This window comes from Faecalispora anaeroviscerum (assembly GCF_947568225.1).
Lineage (GTDB): Bacteria > Bacillota > Clostridia > Oscillospirales > Acutalibacteraceae > Faecalispora > Faecalispora anaeroviscerum.
In genome coordinates this window covers 1078133-1097328 of sequence record NZ_CANOOQ010000001.1, presented here as the reverse complement: position 1 = coordinate 1097328, position 19196 = coordinate 1078133, and the positions used below count along the sequence as shown (strand labels likewise).

Genomic DNA, 19196 nt, shown 5'->3' with positions numbered 1-19196 from the left:
TGTAATATCGAAGGGGACATCCGGATGGACTATTATCTAAACAGACATACCGAAGCTGGTTCGACTCTGTTTGATGTGTTTGACTCAGCTGGTACCAGTCTTTATACCGTGGAAGGTGAGTGGGGCTCGTTTGGGGGCAGAATGTATCTGCGCGATGCCGCCGGCACCGAGGCGGCGAAAATCAGCTGCGTGGGAATCCACGGTCTGTGCAAATACAGCGTGCAGATCGGGGAGCGGGAGCGTCTGCGTGTGACGCATAATCTTGCGTCCTCCGGCAGCAGCCTGCGCCTAAGCAAAACAGACTGGAGCCTCCGCGGCGATCTTCTAATTCGCAGCTTCGACGCGGTGGACAGCCGGGGCAACGTGCGCATGACCCACGCGCCCTGCTGGACGGCCCGGGGTGACGGCTATGGAATTCATGTGGAGCGGCAGCAGGATGTGCCGCTCTCCCTGTGCCTTGCGGTGATTGTAGACAATGCCGCGCTGTGCGGCCCGGGGTGCGCGGTTCCGGCCAATTAAGCATTGACAAAGCCCCGGCGCGATGGGATAATATGAGCAAGATGCGAACAGCCGCGAATTGCTGAGTTTAAAGCGGAAAATTGCAGAAAACAGGGCGTGGGAAACCCCGCGCTTTGTGCTTTTCGGGCGGTGATACGTAGTATTGGCGGCCCGGTCGGCGCTCCTCGGAGCGCCGACTTACTTGGATCGATTTTTAGGAGGAAACAGAATGAGCAAGGAGCTTGCGAAGACGTATGAGCCGCAGGAGGTAGAGGACAGAATTTATCAATTCTGGCTTTCCGGCGGCTATTTTCACGCGGAGGCCGATCCGCAGAAGAAACCGTATACCATTGTCATCCCCCCACCGAATATTACCGGCCAGCTTCATATGGGGCATGCGCTGGATGAAACGTTACAGGATATTCTGATCCGCTGGCGCAGAATGCAGGGCTATTCCGCACTGTGGCTGCCCGGAACCGACCATGCCTCCATCGCGACGGAAGCGAAGATCGTGGAGGCTATGCGCAAAGAGGGCCTGACGAAAGAGCAGATCGGCCGTGAGGAATTTTTGAAGCGCGCGTGGGACTGGAAAGAGAAATACGGCGGCACGATCATCGGTCAGCTCAAAAAGCTCGGCTGCTCCTGCGACTGGGAGCGTGAGCGCTTTACTCTCGATGAGGGTTGCTCCGAAGCGGTTCGTGAGGTATTCCTGCGCCTGTATGACAAGGGCCTGATTTACCGCGGCGAGCGAATCATTAACTGGTGCCCGCACTGCCGCACCTCCATTTCCGACGCGGAGGTGGAATTCAGCGAGCATGAGGGCAGCTTCTGGCACCTGCGTTACCCGCTGGCAGACGGCTCCGGCGACATCCGGCTTGCGACCACCCGCCCTGAAACCATGCTGGGCGATACCGCCGTGGCGGTGCATCCGGATGATGAGCGCTACCAGCACTTGATCGGTAAAACCGTGATTCTGCCGCTGGTAGGCAAGGAGATTCCAATCATTGCGGATACGTATGTAGAGCCGGAATTCGGAACCGGTGTGGTGAAGATCACCCCGGCTCACGACCCGAATGACTTCGAAGTCGGTCTGCGCCACAATCTGCCCGTCATCAATGTGATGGACGAGGCCGGCGTGATCAACGAAAACGGCGGCACCTATCAGGGAATGGATCGTCTGGAGGCGAGGAAGCAAATCGTCAAAGACCTGGACGAGCAGGGCTACCTACTTAAGATAGAGCCGATCAAGCACAATGTTGGCTCCTGCTACCGTTGCTCCACTATTGTTGAGCCGCGTGTGTCCAAGCAGTGGTTTGTGAAGATGCAGCCGCTGGCCGAGCCCGCGATTGATCGCGTCAAGGACGGAGCGGTTCAGTTCGTTCCCGAGCGCTTTGAAAAAATCTATTATCACTGGATGGAGAACATCCGCGACTGGTGCATTTCGCGTCAGCTGTGGTGGGGCCACCGCATTCCCGCATGGTACTGCGCAGATTGCGGCGAAATGGTCGTTGCCAAGGAAGCCCCCAATACCTGCCCCAAGTGCGGCAGTCATCACCTGAATCAGGATCCCGACTCGCTCGACACCTGGTTCTCTTCCGCGCTGTGGCCGTTCTCTACACTCGGCTGGCCGAAGAATACAGAGGACCTGAACTACTTCTACCCAACCAACACATTGGTAACGGGCTACGATATTATTTTCTTCTGGGTGGCGCGCATGATCTTCTCTGCCATCGAGCAGACTGATCAGGTTCCGTTCGACACCGTGCTGATCCACGGCCTGGTGCGCGACGCGCAGGGACGCAAAATGTCCAAGTCGCTCGGCAACGGCATCGACCCCCTGGGGGTGATTGCGGACTTCGGCGCGGACGCGCTGCGCTTTACGCTCGCGACCGGTAACAGCCCGGGCAATGACCTGCGTTTTTCAGACGACAAGGTCAGTGCCAGCCGCAACTTTGCCAATAAGATTTGGAATGCGGCTCGCTTTATCCGCATGAACATTGAAGACCATGAAGTGGAAAATCGCCTGCCGGAACAACTTACGCCGGCTGACCGCTGGATCGTCGGCACCTTCCACGAGGTGGCAAAAGAGATCACCGAAAATCTGGAGAAGTTTGAGCTTGGCATCGCCGTGCAGAAGCTCTACGATTTCCTGTGGGACGATTTCTGTGACTGGTATATCGAAATCGCGAAAATCCGCATGCAGGGCGACGACGGGCAAACCGCCAAAAGCGCCCGCCAGGTGCTGGTGTGGGTTATGTCCAACACCTTAAAGCTCCTGCACCCGTTCATGCCGTTTATTACGGAAGAAATCTGGCAGTCGCTGCCGCACGAGGGCGAGTCCATCATGGTTTCCCAATGGCCGGAATACGACCCGGCGCTCAGCTTTGAGCAGGATCGCCATGAAATGCAGCGCGTGATGGATGCCATCCGTGCCGTTCGTAACCGCCGTGCCGAGATGAATGTGCCGCCGTCACGCAAGGCGCATCTTTCTGTTGCCGTAACAGGTGCGGCCGCAGAGACCTTCCGCGCGAATGTCGACGTCATTTCCCGCTTGGCCTACGCAAGCCAGGTGCAGATTGCAGATTCCTGGAACCTGCCGGACGCCGTGACAATTGTTACCGACGCCGCGACGTTGTATATTCCCACCGACGAGCTGGTGGATAAGCAGGCCGAGCTTACCCGGCTCGAAAAGGAGCTGGAATCGGCTCAAAAGCAGCTGGATTCCGCCGAGGCGAAGCTCAAAAACGAAACCTTCCTCTCCAAAGCGCCGGATAACGTAGTGGACGGCGTGCGCAAAAACGCGGAGAAGCTGGCGGAAAAGGCGGCCGGCATCCGTTTGGCGATTCAAAATCTCAGCAAATAAAAGGAACCGATCTATCCGAACGTCACTGCCTGATTGGGCGGCTGACGGCTGCTCGGGAAACCGATGGTCGGAAAGGGGACGCTATCATGACTTATCAAGAAGCGCTGGAACAAATATCCTCTCAGGCAAAGTTTGGTATTAAGCCGGGCCTGGAACGCATTATAAGGCTGCTCAATAAAATGGGGAACCCTCAGGATCGGCTGAAGTTTGTGCATGTGGCCGGTACCAACGGCAAGGGCTCAACCTGTGCGCTGCTTTCTTCCGTATTGACTGCGGCAGGCTACAAGACGGGCCTGTATATTTCCCCCTATATTCTAGAATTTCGCGAGCGCATGCAGATCTGCGGGGAGATGATCCCCAAAGAGGAGCTGGCTGCTCTCACGGAGGAGCTGCTTCCGCTGATTCAGGAGATGGAGCAGGAGGGAGACTCCCTCACGGAATTCGAATTCATCACGGCGCTGGCCATGGAGTGGTTTGCCCGCAGCGAATGCGATGTGGTGGTGCTGGAGGTTGGTCTCGGTGGCCGCTTCGATGCGACTAATATTATCAAAACTCCGCTTGTGTCGGTCATCATGTCTATCTCGCTTGATCATACCGGAATCCTGGGAGATACGGTGGAGAAAATTGCGTTTGAAAAGGCCGGCATCATCAAAGAGGGCGGCGATACCGTTGTGTTCTCGCGGCAGGAGCCCGGAGCGATGCAGGTGATGCGTGAGGCTGCACAACAGCGGAACAACAGCTTCTGTGTTGCTGACCCGAAGGAGATGGAGCAGGTAGAGGGCGATCTGTTCGGCACCCGCTTTGTCTACCGTGGAGCCTCCATGCAGATGTCGCTCATCGGCGAGCATCAGGTGCTCAATGCGGCTACAGTTCTGGCCACGTTGGATGTTTTGCGCAGTAAGGGCTTTAAGCTTCCCTTGCAAAAGGTGGCGCAGGGCTTTGCAAAGGTGTCTTTTCCGGCGCGTCTGGAGCTGCTCTCCAAAAGCCCGGTTTTTCTGCTGGATGGCGCGCATAACCCGAACGGAGTGCAGGCGCTGGCGGCGGCTTTGCGGCAGTACCTCTCCGGCAGGAAAATCACAGCCATCATGGGTATGTTGGCCGATAAAGACAGCCATGCCTCGGTCGGCTATCTGAACGGTCTGCTCGATCAGGTCTACACGCTTACTCCCGATAATCCCCGCGCGATGCAGGCGGAGGATTTCGCCGCGCTTTGGCAGGACATGGGAGTTTCGGCCAAGGCGGCAGAGTCGCCCCGGCAGGCGGTGGAGCTGGCTCTGGCCCACGCAGGGAGTGACGGCGCAGTAGTGGTGTGCGGTTCGCTGTACCTTGCGGCAGAGATTCGCCCGATTGCCATCGAAATTTTAAAAGGGATGGCTCCATCCGCATAATTCGAGTAAAATTTTACTGAAAAACCTCTATCCTAATGGGTAGAGGTTTTTTTATTTCCCGCAGCGTCTTTCCGGGAATGGGACAAGCTGTTTCCCGGCGTATTTTTCAGAATCTGCTCCGATTTTGTCGAATTTCTTGTTTAAGCATGTATAATCGGAATTTTCTGGAAAAAATAAATAAAGAAAATACATGCGGGTAAAATCCGGGAGGAAGAGCTATGAACGATGTCAGGCTGATCTTAAAAGAAGGCACGCTGACGGCCCTGCTCAGCGGCGAAATCGACCATCATAACGCCCGGGGTGTTCGGGAATCTATTGATGAAACGGCCGGGAAAACGAAGCCAAAGGAGCTGATTTTGGATTTTTCCAGAGTGCAGTTTATGGACAGCTCGGGCGTGGGATTGATTATGGGGCGTTACCGGCTGATGCAGGTGCTGGGGGGTTCCGTCACCATTGCAAATCTGCCGCCGAAGGTGGAAAAGGTGGTTTCTATGGCGGGGCTGGACAAGCTGGTGAAATTTGAAAAAGGAGTGGTATACCGTGAAACCGATGAATGAAATGAATGTGTCTTTTCTCAGCTGTTCTGCAAACGAAGGCTTTGCGCGGGCGGTGGTATCGGCATTTGTGGCGCAGATGGACCCGACCATCGACGAGATTTCAGACATTAAAACGGCGGTGTCAGAGGCGGTGACGAACTGCATTGTCCACGCGTACCGCGATACGCTGGGCATGATTTACATATCTGCCAAAATGTATGAGGATGGCGCAGTGCAAATTCGCATTCGCGACAAGGGCTGCGGTATTGAAGATGTGCTGAAGGCGAGGGAGCCGCTGTTTACAACCGGCGGCGAAGAGCGCGCAGGCCTGGGTTTTGCGGTAATGGAAAGCTTTATGGATGAGGTCGGCGTAACCTCCCGCGTACAGAAGGGAACGACCGTTACACTGAAGAAGAAGCTGGCCCGCAGACGGGCTGTAAATGATTGATCGGGATCGCATGATCAGCGAGAACATCGGTCTGGTGCACGCGTGTGCCAAACGCTTTAAGGCGCGCGGCGTGGAGTATGAGGATCTGTTCCAGGCGGGATGTATGGGGCTGGTCAAGGCGGTCGATCATTTTGAGGAGGAGCGCGGGCTGCGTTTTTCCACGTATGCGGTACCGGTGATTCTTGGTGAAATGCGCCGTCTGTTTCGCGATGGCGGCAGTGTTAAGGTGGGACGCGCGCTCAAGGAGCTTTCTATGAAAGCGACAAGGGCAACAGCGGAGTTTAACAGAATCCACGGTAGAACCCCCACTATTGGGGAACTTGCGGCGGAGCTTGGGGTCGAAATCACCGAAGCGGCGCAGGCGGTAAATGCCGGGCAGCAGCCCCTTTCGCTCACTGCGGCGGAGGATGAAGGCGGCGGGCAGATCGATGTGCCGGTGGACGCGCCCGACGAACGAATTTCGGAGCTGCTCTCTTTGCAGCAGGTGGTTGGTGAGCTGGAGCCGAAGGATAGAAGCATCATTGTATACCGGTACTTTAAAAGCCAGACGCAGGCGCAAACTGCCCAGGCCCTGGGTATGACTCAGGTGCAGGTTTCCCGCAGGGAGAAGGTGATTCTGCGGGGTCTGCGGGAAAAGCTTTTAGAATAATTTAGAATAATCATGAAAAACACACAGGAGCCAACATTTTGGCTCCTGTGTGTTTTTTAACTAAGATTTATAGTTTTATCTTTTGTAAATTATAAAAAAAGTAAAAGGGATTTTTTGCCATTTTACTTAATAACCAGCGTTTTCTTCCCGAAATTACTTGATTAATGTAGGCTGATAGCTGAAAAAAAACATTGCTTTTTTCACTCTGATCCAGTATAATTTAAACAAAAGTGGTGAAAGGTGGAGGGAAGTAGAGCAAAGTGGTTTGCTAACTGCTCCCCGGACAAACTGTTATGTTGATTGGAGAATACCAACATAATATTGATCCGAAAGGCCGAGTGATTATCCCCGCCAGATTCCGCGAAGATTTGGGCGAGCGGTTTTATATCACCAAAGGTCTGGATGGGTGCCTTTTTGTGCTTTCGGGCGTGGAATGGGAGCGTTTGCAGGAGAAAATCCGCCAGATGCCGATTTCAAAAGCCAGAGGGCTTCAGCGCTTTTTCTTTTCCGGCGCGGCCGAGGTTGAGCCGGACAAGCAGGGACGAGTGCTGATTCCGCAACAGCTGCGGGATTACGCACAGATTCAGAAGGATGTAGCAGTGATCGGCGCTTCAAGCCGAGCTGAAATTTGGGATGCAGACCGCTGGGCGGAATTCAATTCTGGCCTGACAGAGGATAGCATCGCGGAAGCGATGGATCTTTTGGAATTATAACAACCTCACGCCGTGAACGGCAGCAAGCTGCCGACGGCTGAGAGAACCTTGAAACTCAAAGCGGGAGATACCCGCTATTTAGAAATAAAACGTTCTGATTTCTCGTAATGAAGTGGGGGACGGTCTGTGAGTTTTGAACATGTCCCGGTGTTGTTTCAGGAAACCATCAATTCCCTGAACATACAGCCAGATGGAATTTACATTGACGGTACCGCGGGCGGCGGCGGTCATTCCGAAGCAATCGCAAAGCGGCTCGGTGCCGCGGGAACGCTTTTGTCCATTGATCAGGACCCGGATGCGATCGAAGCTGTGAAAAAGCGTTTGGGGAATTACCCCAACGTGCTGGTGCGGCAGGGCAACTTTTCTCAAATGCGTTTGTTGGCCGCAGATTGCGGCTTTAGCGAAGTAGATGGCGTGCTGATGGATATTGGTGTGTCCTCTCATCAGCTGGATACAGCGGAGCGTGGCTTTTCCTATCATCAGGACGCGCCGCTCGATATGCGCATGAGTCAGCAGGGTACAAGTGCGGCAGATCTGGTAAACACGCTGCCGTGGCAGGAGCTGGCCAGAATCCTGAGTCAGTACGGAGAAGAAAAAAGTGCGGTGCGTATCGCCAAGGGCATCGTTGCTACCAGAGAAGAGACTCCCATTACCACTACGCTGCAGCTTGCAGAGGTCGTTCGGCAGTCGGTTCCGGCAGCTGTTCGCAGAGAGCCGGGGCACCCTGCCCGCAAAACCTTTCAGGCGCTGCGGATTCAGGTCAACGGCGAGCTTGACCGCCTTTCGGAGGGGCTAGATGCAGCGTTCTCTCTTTTAAAGCCCGGAGGACGTTTGGCTGTAATTACCTTCCATTCTCTGGAAGACCGAATCGTAAAAAAAAGAATGGCTCAGTGGTGCCAGGGTTGCATTTGCCCGCCAGATTTCCCGGTATGCGTGTGCGGCAGAACGCCGAAGGCGGAGCTTCTTTATAAAAGAGGTCTTTCCCCCTCCGAGGAAGAGCTAAAGGAGAATCCGCGCAGCCGCAGCTCCAGACTGAGGGTGTGCATCAAATTACAGTAAATAGCGATTTCTCCCTCGCCGCAGGCAGAAGAAATCAATGGCACTTTTAATAAAAAATTATTAAGGGGAATCAGGAAGGAGTGACACCGGTCAATGAGCAAGCAGAACACGGCATATGATTTTTCGTTGTTTGAGCCGCAGCAGAAAGAGCTGCCCAGAAAGCCAAATAACGTCATCGAGCTTCCTTCGCAGAAGCTCGACGAAAATCGGCGTCCAAAGCGAAAATCCTTAAGGCTGGTGGCTACCTTCTGTTTTATGGCTTTGATGGTTTCCATTCTGGGTACGCTGGTGTACGGTCAAGTTCAGCTCACAGAACTGACGGAGCAGCTGAATTCCGCAACCAAGCAGATCGATGAGCAAACTAGCTTACATACGCAGCTGAAAGTCAAATCCGATTCCCGCATGACTTTGCAGGCGGCCGAGGTATATGCCAAGAATCAGCTGGGAATGAGCAAAATAACATATAGTCAGGTAGAGTGTATCAAACTGTCACCCGGCGATAAGGGTCAGGTTCTCGACCCCAACGCTGCGGGCAGCTGGTGGACTTCTGCGTGGAATTCGCTGCAAAACCTGCTGTCATAATTATGGTCAATTATAAATAAGTATGAATACCGGTGCTGGATGGACCGGGGACGGAAAGCCGAGAGTTGAGATGTAATCTTAACTCTCGTTTTTATAAGAACCTTATAGAAAAAGTTGGCAAGCCGAAAAGTGCGGGGGATTGAATTATGGCAAAAGGAACAACCATCCGAATGTGGCGCAGAACGCTTTTTTTGCTGGCTATATTCATGGTAGTGGGGTTCGGGGCGATCATATTTAGTCTGGTCAAGCTGCAGCTGGTGGAGGGGCAGGGCCTTCAGGAGCGTGCGGTGGAGCAACAGATGAAGGATACAACCATTCCGGCGATGCGCGGAGCAATTTACGACCGCAATCTGCGCCCTCTGGCGCAGAGCGCAACGGTGTGGACCGTTGTGCTAGAGCCTGCTTATCTCACAACCGACGAGCAGCGTGAAACGATTGCCGAGGGTTTGTCTCAAATCCTTGGGATGGATAAAAACGAGATTCTGGAGCATACAAAAAAGAAAAGCTATTACGATGTGTTAAAGCGCAAGGTAGAAACCGAGGTCAAGGATGAAATCCTGAAATTTAAGGAAGAAAAGAAAATCGGTAACGGTATCCGAATGATTGAAGATTATAAGCGGTATTATCCATTCGGCAGCTTTGCTGCCACGCTTCTGGGATTTACCGGTACCGACAACCAGGGCCTTTCCGGCCTCGAAGCATACTATGATAAGCAGCTAACCGGCACCGCCGGGCGGCTGGTCACAGCAAAAAATGCCATCGGCACCGACATGCCATTTCAGTATGAACAGAAGGTGGAAGCGCAGGATGGTTACAGTCTGGTGCTGACCATCGATGAGATCGTGCAGCATTTTCTGGAAAAATATCTGGAAGAGGGCGTTGTGAATAACAAGGTTCAGAACCGTGCCACGGCAATCGCCATGGATGTGAAAACAGGCGCGATTCTTGGCCTTGCGGTCAAAGGGGATTTCGACCCCAACTATCCGCTGATTATTTCAGACCCGACTGAGGCGGCGCGTGTGGCCAACATGCCAGAAGGAGACACCACCACCGAAGAGGGTAAAAAAATTAAGCAGGCCAAAGCACAGGCCAAAACGGTTGCCCAACAGGCCCAGTGGAGAAACAAGGCGGTCAGTGATACTTATTACCCCGGCTCTGTCTTTAAAATGGTGGTTGGTTCTATGGGGATGGAAGAGGGTGTAGTCAACGAAAATACGCAGTTCTTCTGTAATGGTGCGGCAGTTGTTTCCGGTACCACCATTCGCTGTTGGAAGCACGGCGGGCACGGCAGCGAAACCTTTGTACAGGGTTTAATGAACTCCTGCAACCCGGTATTTATCAAGGTGGGTGAAATGCTGGGGGCGGAGCGCTTCTTTAAATATTTCGCGGCGTTCGGACTGACCGAAAAAACAGGGGTCGATCTGCCCGGCGAAGCGGGGAGCCTGTATTACACCGCCAGTCAATTGAACCCTGTTGAGCTTGCGACGGAATCGTTCGGCCAGAACTTCAGCATCACCCCGATCCAGATGGTCACCGCGGCGGCGGCAGTTGCAAATGGCGGTTATCTGGTGCAGCCCCATCTGGTCAGCCAGGTGCTCGACAGCGACGGAAACATCGTTCAGTCTGTGGATACCAAGGTGAAGCGTCAGGTCGTTTCAGAGGATGTGTCCCGCCGCATGAGCAAGATCCTGCAGATGAATGCCACCACGGGTACCGCGAAAAACGGTTACCTGCCTGGCTACCGTGTGGCCGGTAAGACCGGTACCTCTGAAAAAGTGGCGGAGTACAACGCCGGCGGCAAAAAAAAGATGAAATACATCGCTTCTTATTGCGGTTTTGCCCCGGCGGACGACCCACAGATTGCTCTGCTGGTGTTCTTCGATGAGCCGGAGGGAGACAGCTACTACGGCGGCGCGGTCGCCGGCCCCGTATTTGCTAAAATGATGGAAGAAATTCTGCCCTATCTGGGTGTTGAGAGAAAATATACCGACGCAGAAATGGAAAAACTCGACGTAGCAACGCCGGATGTGACTGGAAAGAAGCTTGATGCAGCCAAAGCAGCGCTGCAGAAGGTAAACCTGAAGCAGAAGGTGTATGGCAGCGGTGATACGGTGCTCAAACAAATTCCGGAATCCGGCAAGAGTATCCCGCAGAACGGTACGGTGGTGCTGATGATGGACGCCGGTAGCGAGAGCCGTCAGGTAACGGTACCGAATCTGACCGGCATGACGCTGACGCAGGCTAACAGCGCCGCAGCCGAAGCTGGAATTAACATTACGATTTCCGGCGCTGCCCTAACGGGAGGGAAAGCGCAGTCGCATTCTCAGAGTATCGCTGCGGGAACAAAGGTGTCCCCCGGTACGGTGGTCAACGTTGGATTTGTTGAATTTGACCAGGTGCAGTAGCCTTGTGCAAGCAGGTCTTACTTCCCCCGCCAAAGATGGGGGAAGTAAGATGAGGGGCTTAGGAAAAGCGATAGTATTTAAATAAGCTGAATTTTGCGGAGGAGGCATATGAAACAGTGGCAGTCTGAGCAAACAAAACAAACGGCCCGACTGTTGGCAATTGATCATCCTGAAGCGGCGCGGCTTTTGCAGCTTTTGCTCGAAAGCTGTGGCTACCGTGTGACCCGGGACGTTGCGAAGCTGCCGGAGACGGACTTTCTTCTGGTGCCGCCCGACTGTGTGCCAAAGCAGGCAGAGAGGCTAGAATATACTCTTCTCGAAAATTCGGGTAAAATGCAGGAAAGTATCTCTTGCCCTTTCCGGTATCACGCGGTAGAATATGAAACGGCGCTCCCGGTGATGCCGGGTGCGCAGCGGGTCAGTTATTCCGTGCGGAGCCCCGAGGCGGACGTTTTTGCCCGCAATATCCGCAGAAATGGGCAGGGGATTGTTTTTGAGCTGGAAAGCGGTGGGGTTGTGGGGCGCATTGCGCTTAATGAGGAGCAGAAAATCCGCCCAGCCCTTGTGGCGGCGCTCGCAGCCATTCGCTGTGGTATTCCGTTTGCGCGAGTAGCAGATGCGCTCAATGAAATTCTGCAGCGGAACCAGAATTTAGGCTCATGAACGGGAGAAAATAAGAGAACATACAAAAGGTGGAACAGTAGATGGCAGGGTTTGAAATAGGAGCAGCGGCAGTAACAGCATTTCTCATTACCGGAATATCGGGCAAATGGTTGATTCCTTTTTTGCGCAGGCTGCATTTCGGGCAGACAATCTTAGAGGATGGCCCCAAGTGGCATAAAAAGAAGCAGGGTACCCCCACCATGGGCGGGATCATGTTTATTCTGGGAATCACGGCGGCAATCGCGATTTTTATCCCCGTCTATTACCTGAACGGCAGCGCGGGAGGATCTCTTTTGGAGCCGCTGAATATGAGAACGCGAGTTTACGGTGGACTGGGCATGGCTCTGGCGTTTGGTGCGATCGGCTTTTTTGACGATTATATCAAAGTGGTAAAGAAGCGAAACCTCGGTCTTACCGCGCGGCAGAAGCTGGTTCTGCAGTTTTTGGCTGCCGGGGCGTACCTTGCAGCGCTGTATCTTTCCGGTGCGGGTTCCTCCACACTGATTCCGTTTGTCGGCAGCATTAATCTCGGCATGCTGTACTGGGTGCTGGCACTGCTGGTGATTGTCGGTGTGGTGAATGCGGTCAATTTTACCGACGGAATCGATGGTCTGAATTCTTCGGTCACCTTTTTTGCCGCTTTGGCCTTTCTGGTGATTTCCGGTGTGCTGGCCCTCAACGGCCTTGGTATTGTCGCGGGCGCGCTCGCGGGCGGCTGTCTGGGCTTCCTGCTTTGGAACTTTAACCCGGCAAAGGTTTTTATGGGCGATACCGGATCCCTATTTTTGGGCGGGATGGTCTGTGCGCTCGGTTTTGGCTTAAATTTGCCGATTCTTCTCCTCCCAATCGGGATTGTTTATCTTTGTGAGATTCTTTCCGTGGTGCTTCAGGTCAGCTATTTTAAGGCGACGCATGGGAAGCGGCTGTTTAAAATGAGTCCGATTCATCATCATTTTGAAATGTGCGGGTGGAGTGAAATCAAAATCTGCCTTGTGTTTTCTCTGGTGACACTCGCTGGCGGAACGCTAGCATTGTACAGTGTGCTGAAGGGTCTGTAAGTGCCAATGGGGGGTATGGCCTCCGCTTTGTCGGCACGCTTTGACAGATTGCGGCGTGCAGATGTGCTAAGATGTATTTCGTGAAAAAGGAGGGGTGTCGATGTCCGGAGAAAACAGAAGGAATCCGGTGCCGCAGCCGCGCCAGCCTAGAAAGCCGCACACACAGGGGAAAGCGCCGGAGCAGCCGGCGGCCGCAAAGGCGACGCCCTTAGCCAAACGAGTCAGAAAAAAGTTCCGGATTTTTTCGGTGCGATCCGGTCTCGATATGCCATTTTTGTTTCTGGTGCTGGTACTGGTTGTCATTGGTCTGGTAATGTTGTTTTCCGCCAGTTACGCCTACGCCTACTATAACTATGGGAACAGCTACTACTTCATCATCCGCCAAGTGGCATTTGCCGTGCTGGGTGTGATTCTGATGCTGCTGATCTCTTATTTTGACTATCATCATTTACACAGGTTTGCCATTCCCCTGTTGATCGTTAGCTACGCTTTTTTGGTGGTGGTGCTGTTTCTGCCTGCCGTTAAAGGAGTGCACCGCTGGATCAACCTGGGGCTGTTTGGCTTTCAGCCGTCGGAAATCGCAAAGTTTGCCATGACGCTGTGCTTTGCACACCTCATCTCGATCAACTTTAAGCGTATGGATACCGCCCGCTACGGCGTGCTTCCGTATGTCATTCTGCTGGCCATTACAGTGCTGCTGTTAATCCGCGAGCCGCACGTTTCCGCGGCAATCATCATTATCGCCTTGGCGGGAATGATGCTGTTTATTGGCGGTGTGCCGCTGCGGTGGTTCGGCGCGGCGTTCGGCATGGCTTTGGCCGGAATCGCGTACCTTGTATTGTTTACGTCGGAATTCAGCTACGCAAACGATCGCGTTGTCGCGTGGCTGGATCCGTTTACCACAGAGAAAGCGCTTCTGGCAGATACCTGGCAGACGCGCCAGTCGCTGTATGCCATTGGTTCCGGCGGCCTTCTGGGTCTCGGCCTTGGGCAGTCGCGGCAAAAATATCTGTATTTGCCCGAACCACAGAACGATTTTATCTTTGCCATCGTCTGTGAGGAGCTGGGCTTTATTGGTGCGCTCATCATCGTGATCCTGTTTGCGCTGCTGGTTTGGCGCGGGGTGACGATTTCGCTCAAGGCAAAGGATAAGTTTGGGATGCTGCTTGGTATCGGCCTTACGCTGCAGGTTGGTCTGCAGGTGGTTCTGAATATCGCGGTTATCACCAATACAATTCCCAACACCGGTATCAGCCTGCCATTTTTCAGCTATGGGGGTACGTCGTTGGTGTTGCTTTTAGCGCAGATGGGCGTGGTGCTGTCTATTTCACGAACGTCAGCGATTGAAAAAACTTAGGGGGCTTTTCCACAATGAAGGTTTTATTTGCCGGTGGCGGAACCGCCGGGCATATCAATCCTGCTCTTGCCATTGCTGGTTATCTGCGTGAGCAGCAGCCGGATGCTCAGATTTTATATGTGGGCGCCAAGGGGGGGATGGAGGAACGCCTGGTGCCGGAAGCGGGCTTTCCGTTTCAAAACATTACCATTTCCGGCTTTCAGCGCAGGTTGACGATGAAGGCCATGGTGCGCAACGCGAAAACACTGGTACGCATTGTCACGGCTACCGCTGAATCGAAACAAATCCTGCGTGATTTTGCTCCCGATCTGTGTATCGGTACGGGCGGCTATGTCAGCGGCCCGGTGATCCGCGAGGCGGTGCGCATGGGTATTCCCGCTCTGATTCATGAGCAGAACGCGTACCCGGGTGTTACAAACAAGGTTCTTTCCGGCAAGGTGGACCGTGTGATGCTGGCGGTAGAGGATGCCAGGCAGTACATGGCTTCTGACGCACAGTGTACGGTGACCGGCAATCCAGTGCGGCAGGAGATTCTGCGGGCAGACCGGGAACGAGCCCGCCGAGCGCTCGGGTTGGACGAACGTCCCCTGATTCTGTCGTTTGGCGGCAGCCTCGGTGCGAGAAGCATCAACGAAGCGGTGGTGGGGCTGTTGCTTTCCAGCGCGGAGAATCAAAAATATCAGCATATTCACGGCTACGGGCAGAATGGCAGCTGGCTGCCGGAGCTTCTGCGCGAAAAAGGTCTGGATTTAGGGTCCGCAAAAAACATTCAGCTCAAAGAATACATACGCAATATGCCGGAGTGTATGGCGGCGGCGGATCTGATCATCTGCCGGGCTGGAGCAATTACTCTCAGTGAGCTGCAGGCACAGGGCAAGGCGTCAATTCTGATTCCCTCGCCGAATGTGGCGGAAAATCACCAATACCACAACGCGATGGCGCTGGTGCGCCGGAAGGCTGCGTTACTTTTGGAGGAAAAGGACCTCTCCTCCGGGGCGCTGCTGCGCATGGCCGAACAGGCGTTTTCGTCTGCCGGCGGCGTACAGGAGCTGGGTAAAAACGCAAAAAAAATGGCTATTTTAGATGCCAGCGAAAGAATCTACACAATTATGCTCGAAACGCTGCATACGACATAGTTGTCCCCTGTCACACACCCGAGTTGCTTTTGCATAATATAGCAAAGCACAATAGGCAAGAAAGGGTGTTTGATGTGGCAAAATTTTTGATAGAAGGGCACAAAAGGTTACAGGGGGAAATTCTTGTCCATGGGGCGAAAAACAGCACTCTGCCCATTTTGGCGGCGTCCATGCTCTGTAACACAGAGACGGTGTTACATAACTGCCCTGTTTTGTCAGATGTGGAAACCTGTGCGAAGATTCTTCGGTACTTGGGCTGCCGGGTCAGCCGCAGCGGCGGAGATGTGACCATTGATTCTTCAGGAATCAGACACAGCGATATTCCGGATTATCTGATGAGAGAGATGCGGTCCTCCATTGTGTTTTTAGGGGCCATTGTAGCCCGAACAGAACACGCCAAGCTGTCGTTCCCCGGCGGCTGTGAACTGGGGCCGCGCCCGATCGACCTGCATCTGGCGGCGCTTCGCCGCATGGGAGTCGAGATCGAGGAGGATCACGGGTGCCTGAACTGCAGTGCCCCCGGTGGCCTGAAGGGGGCAAAAATCGGGTTTTCCTTCCCCAGCGTGGGTGCTACGGAGAATGTGATGATTGCGGCGGTATGTGCCAAAGGAACCACCATGATTACCAACGCGGCACGTGAACCCGAGATTTGTGATTTGGCGAACTTCCTCAACGCGTGCGGCGCCAAAATTCACGGTGCGGGGGAAAGCACGATTGTGATTGAGGGTGTGGCGAAGCTTTCCGGCTGCGAGCACAGCGTGATCCCCGACCGTATTGCGGCGGCAACCTATATGGCGGCGGCGGCGGCCACCGGCAGTGCATTGTTAATCCGCAAGATTGATCCCCGCCACTTGGAGCCGATGATCCCGGTCTTTGAGGAAAGTGGCTGCGGACTGATGTTCTGTGAGGATGAGCTGAAAATTACGGCGCCCCAGCGGCTTCAACCGGTCAAAAGCGTGCGCACCATGCCGTACCCGGGGTTTCCCACCGACGCGCAGGCCCCGGTGATGGCAATGACTGCTTTGGCGAACGGAACAAGCGTGTTTGTAGAGAATATTTTTGAGAGCCGGTATAAGCATGTCGGCGAGCTTTTGCGCTTGGGCGCGAACATAAAGGTAGAGGGCCGCGTGGCCGTAGTGCAGGGAGTGCCAAGACTTTCGGGCGCATCGGTAGAATCTCCCGATCTGCGGGGAGGAGCCGCTCTTGTGATCGCGGGCCTTGCGGCAGAGGGAATCACGCAGGTGGAAGGCTTGCGGCACATCGACAGAGGCTATGAGCAAATGGAGCTAAGCCTTGCCGCGGTGGGCGCCTCGATTCAAAGGATTGATTAAAACGGGGTTATCAAAACCCCCGGTTTCCGGAGGTTTCAAAGAATGGATCAGAAAAGACGCAGAAAACCGGATACCCGGCCGGAAACAGAACGGGCGCGCCATGCCGAGAGCAGCGGCGCCCCGCGGGTACGGCAGAAAAAACGAAAGAGAAAGCTTCGAATATTCTATGTTCTTTTGTTCCTGGTAGTGCTGGGGGCGGCCGTGACGCTTTCGCTCACCGTGCTGTTTCAGATTCATTCCATACAGGTAACGGGCACCTCCCGCTATTCCCAGGAGCAGATTATTTCTGCGTGCGGCATTCAAGAGGGCGAAAATCTGTTTTTGGCAAAAACAAAGCAGGCGGAATCCGCCATTGGCCAAAAGCTCCCATACATTGGGCGAGTGAAGGTGTCCCGCAGGCTCCCGGCAGAAATTTCGATTCAGGTGGAGTCCGCGCAGGTGGCCGGAGCTGTGGAAACAAACGGAACCTATGTCCTCCTCACCGCTTCGGGCAAGGTGCTGGAGCAGACCAAGCAGCTGCCCGAAAAATGCACTATGATTGTTGGACTGGCCCTGTCTTCTTCGGCACCGGGCAAACAGGCAGTTTATAAGGAGTCCTCCTCCAAGGCGCTGTATGAGCAGCTCGCGGCGGCGATCAAAAACAATTCACTCGCTTCGATCACCAAAATCGACATCAGCGACCCTTACCGTATTTTGATGGTGTACGACGGAAGAATCACAATGAATCTGGGTTCCTCAGCTGATTTAGATTATAAGATCCGGTTTGGAAAGACAATATTGGGCGGCAAGAACGCCGAGGGAGAAGACAATATCGGCAAAGAGGAGAAGGGTGTTCTGAACCTGAGCAGCGCAAAAGAAGATGATCGGGCCTATTTTGACCCTAATGGGGTGATTTCCAGTACTCCGGCTCAGGCGGCTGCAGCCTCGCAGGCTTTATCGTCCTCCGCACCATCTGCTTCCTCTGTTTCTTCCGGCACCTAATTTTGTCTGGTAATTCTTTCCAGAGAAGGAAATCCTCTTAATTTTCTGTGAATACAAGGACAAGTTATTGAAATTTTGCCGGAAAGGTGTTAAATTATATAAGATAGCAAATAGGAGGGCGGAATGGGGATTGCAGTTCTGCCCGAATCGAGAAACTGGTTTTACTTTTCATGGATTATAATTCTTTTTTATATAAAACGACAGGGGGATGCAGCAGATGCCTTTTGAAATTGATAATGAAGACAACATCGTGCAGATAAAAGTGATTGGTGTTGGCGGCGGCGGAAACAACGCGGTAGATCGCATGGTGGTCTCGGGGGTTCAGGGTGTTGAGTTTATTACAGTAAATACGGACAAGCAGGCGTTGTTCCGTTCTAAGGCGATGCAAAAAATCCAGATCGGCGATAAAATTACCCACGGAAAAGGCGCCGGTTCCAAACCCGAAATTGGGCAGAAGGCCGGAGAAGAGAGCCGCGAGGCAATTGCGGCTGTTCTGCGCGGAAGTGATATGGTGTTCATCACCGCCGGTATGGGCGGCGGTACGGGCACGGGCGCTGCCCCAATCGTTGCGGAGATTGCGCGGGACATGGGCATCCTGACCATCGGCATTGTGACGAAGCCCTTTAGCTTTGAGGGGAAGCGCCGCATGGAGCAGGCAGAAGGTGGAATTTCCGCCCTGCGTGAGCATGTTGATTCTCTTGTTGTAATCCCGAATGAGCGCCTTAAGCTGGTCAGTGAGCAGCGGATTACCCTGCTCAACGCGTTTACCATCGCGGACGATGTTCTGCGTCAGGGTGTGCAGAGCATTTCGGATCTGATTAAGCTGCCTGGCCTTGTCAATCTGGACTTTGCGGATATCTGTGCCGTGATGAAGGACGCCGGCTATGCGCACATGGGTGTAGGACGTGCCTCCGGTAAAGAGAAGGCGCAGCTTGCCGCCAGCATGGCAATCTCCAGCCCGCTTCTCGAAACCTCTATCAGCGGCGCGAAGGGCGTTATTATCAATATTACCTCTTCTCCCGACATCGGGCTGGACGAAATTGAAACAGCTGCCAGCATGATTCAGGAGCAGGCTCACGAAGAGGCCAATATCATATGGGGTACCGCGTTTGATGAGTCCATGGAGGACGAAATGAGCGTAACGGTCATCGCTACCGGTTTTGCCACACACGACGGCACGTCCGCACAGGTTGCTGCCGGCCCTGCGTCTAAAACCGGCACGCCTACTTCCGGTGGTGCGGCCCGTCCGCAGCAGGGGCGTGTAGAGAAGACGACCGGGCTCGATGAGGACGATACCTTCACCGATATTATGTCGATCTTCAACCGCTGATTGATTGTAATGTTATAATAAATAAGATTTTAATTTCTTCCCCCGTCTTCTGCGGGAGAAGGACAGCTGTGCTATAAAGTATTCGGAAAGAGTACTTTCAAAAAATGATCTAACAGGACAGGGTAAGCTTCTCTGTCCTGTTTTTCGTGGAATAAAAACATAAAAATGGGTGTAAGATCAATAACACGGGAAAACGGGC

General features: G+C 53.8%; 17 protein-coding genes. All 17 read left to right on the top strand.

The features are described 5' to 3' along the window. Positions 1-24: 24 nt before the first annotated feature. The 17 genes from QOS46_RS05435 to ftsZ all read left to right on the top strand — a co-directional run bounded on the left by QOS46_RS05435 (position 25) and on the right by ftsZ (position 18997). The gene (locus QOS46_RS05435; RefSeq protein WP_283607878.1) at positions 25-519 is read left to right on the top strand and encodes an LURP-one-related/scramblase family protein; all 495 of its coding nucleotides are present in this window, start codon (positions 25-27) and stop codon (positions 517-519) included. 208 nt (positions 520-727) lie between these two features. After that, the gene (locus tag QOS46_RS05430) at positions 728-3361 is read left to right on the top strand and encodes a valine--tRNA ligase (protein WP_283607876.1); all 2634 of its coding nucleotides are present in this window, start codon (positions 728-730) and stop codon (positions 3359-3361) included. An 86-nt stretch (positions 3362-3447) separates the two neighbouring features. Next, positions 3448-4749 (top strand): bifunctional folylpolyglutamate synthase/dihydrofolate synthase, encoded by a 1302-nt coding sequence (locus tag QOS46_RS05425; RefSeq protein ID WP_283607874.1) that lies wholly within the window; start codon positions 3448-3450, stop codon positions 4747-4749. Positions 4750-4967: 218 nt separating this feature from the next. Beyond that, positions 4968-5306, top strand: a complete 339-nt coding sequence (locus QOS46_RS05420) for an STAS domain-containing protein (RefSeq protein ID WP_283607872.1) — start codon at positions 4968-4970, stop codon at positions 5304-5306. After that, positions 5290-5733 (top strand): anti-sigma F factor, encoded by a 444-nt coding sequence (gene spoIIAB, locus QOS46_RS05415; RefSeq protein WP_283607870.1) that lies wholly within the window; start codon positions 5290-5292, stop codon positions 5731-5733. Before QOS46_RS05420 ends, spoIIAB begins: the two co-directional genes overlap by 17 nt. Next, positions 5726-6382 (top strand): sigma-70 family RNA polymerase sigma factor, encoded by a 657-nt coding sequence (locus QOS46_RS05410; RefSeq protein WP_283607868.1) that lies wholly within the window; start codon positions 5726-5728, stop codon positions 6380-6382. Before spoIIAB ends, QOS46_RS05410 begins: the two co-directional genes overlap by 8 nt. Positions 6383-6675: 293 nt before the next feature. Further along, positions 6676-7095, top strand: a complete 420-nt coding sequence (gene mraZ, locus QOS46_RS05405) for a division/cell wall cluster transcriptional repressor MraZ (RefSeq protein ID WP_283607866.1) — start codon at positions 6676-6678, stop codon at positions 7093-7095. Between the two features lie 126 nt (positions 7096-7221). Then, positions 7222-8154 (top strand): 16S rRNA (cytosine(1402)-N(4))-methyltransferase RsmH, encoded by a 933-nt coding sequence (gene rsmH / locus QOS46_RS05400; protein ID WP_283607864.1) that lies wholly within the window; start codon positions 7222-7224, stop codon positions 8152-8154. A gap of 93 nt (positions 8155-8247) precedes the next feature. Then, positions 8248-8736 (top strand): hypothetical protein, encoded by a 489-nt coding sequence (locus QOS46_RS05395; RefSeq protein WP_283607863.1) that lies wholly within the window; start codon positions 8248-8250, stop codon positions 8734-8736. A 146-nt stretch (positions 8737-8882) separates the two neighbouring features. Beyond that, positions 8883-11141 carry a penicillin-binding transpeptidase domain-containing protein gene (locus QOS46_RS05390; RefSeq protein WP_283607862.1) on the top strand — a complete coding sequence of 753 codons (2259 nt, stop codon included), beginning with the start codon at positions 8883-8885 and terminating at the stop codon, positions 11139-11141. Positions 11142-11249: 108 nt separating this feature from the next. Beyond that, positions 11250-11804: a hypothetical protein gene (locus QOS46_RS05385; protein WP_283607861.1), complete on the top strand. Its 555-nt coding sequence runs from the start codon at positions 11250-11252 to the stop codon at positions 11802-11804. 41 nt (positions 11805-11845) lie between these two features. Further along, a complete protein-coding gene (gene mraY, locus QOS46_RS05380; RefSeq protein ID WP_283607860.1) occupies positions 11846-12862 on the top strand; it encodes a phospho-N-acetylmuramoyl-pentapeptide-transferase in 1017 nt (338 codons plus the stop codon). A 100-nt stretch (positions 12863-12962) separates the two neighbouring features. Continuing rightward, a complete protein-coding gene (gene ftsW, locus QOS46_RS05375; protein WP_283607858.1) occupies positions 12963-14219 on the top strand; it encodes a putative lipid II flippase FtsW in 1257 nt (418 codons plus the stop codon). A gap of 14 nt (positions 14220-14233) precedes the next feature. Continuing rightward, a complete protein-coding gene (murG, locus tag QOS46_RS05370) occupies positions 14234-15355 on the top strand; it encodes an undecaprenyldiphospho-muramoylpentapeptide beta-N-acetylglucosaminyltransferase (RefSeq protein ID WP_283607856.1) in 1122 nt (373 codons plus the stop codon). Between the two features lie 65 nt (positions 15356-15420). Next, complete coding sequence (gene murA, locus QOS46_RS05365; protein WP_283607854.1) at positions 15421-16686, top strand: UDP-N-acetylglucosamine 1-carboxyvinyltransferase; 1266 nt, start codon at positions 15421-15423, stop codon at positions 16684-16686. Between the two features lie 42 nt (positions 16687-16728). Then, positions 16729-17667, top strand: coding sequence for a cell division protein FtsQ/DivIB (locus tag QOS46_RS05360; RefSeq protein ID WP_283607853.1), 939 nt, complete (start codon positions 16729-16731; stop codon positions 17665-17667). A gap of 217 nt (positions 17668-17884) precedes the next feature. After that, positions 17885-18997, top strand: coding sequence for a cell division protein FtsZ (gene ftsZ, locus QOS46_RS05355; RefSeq protein WP_283607852.1), 1113 nt, complete (start codon positions 17885-17887; stop codon positions 18995-18997). Positions 18998-19196: the final 199 nt, after the last annotated feature.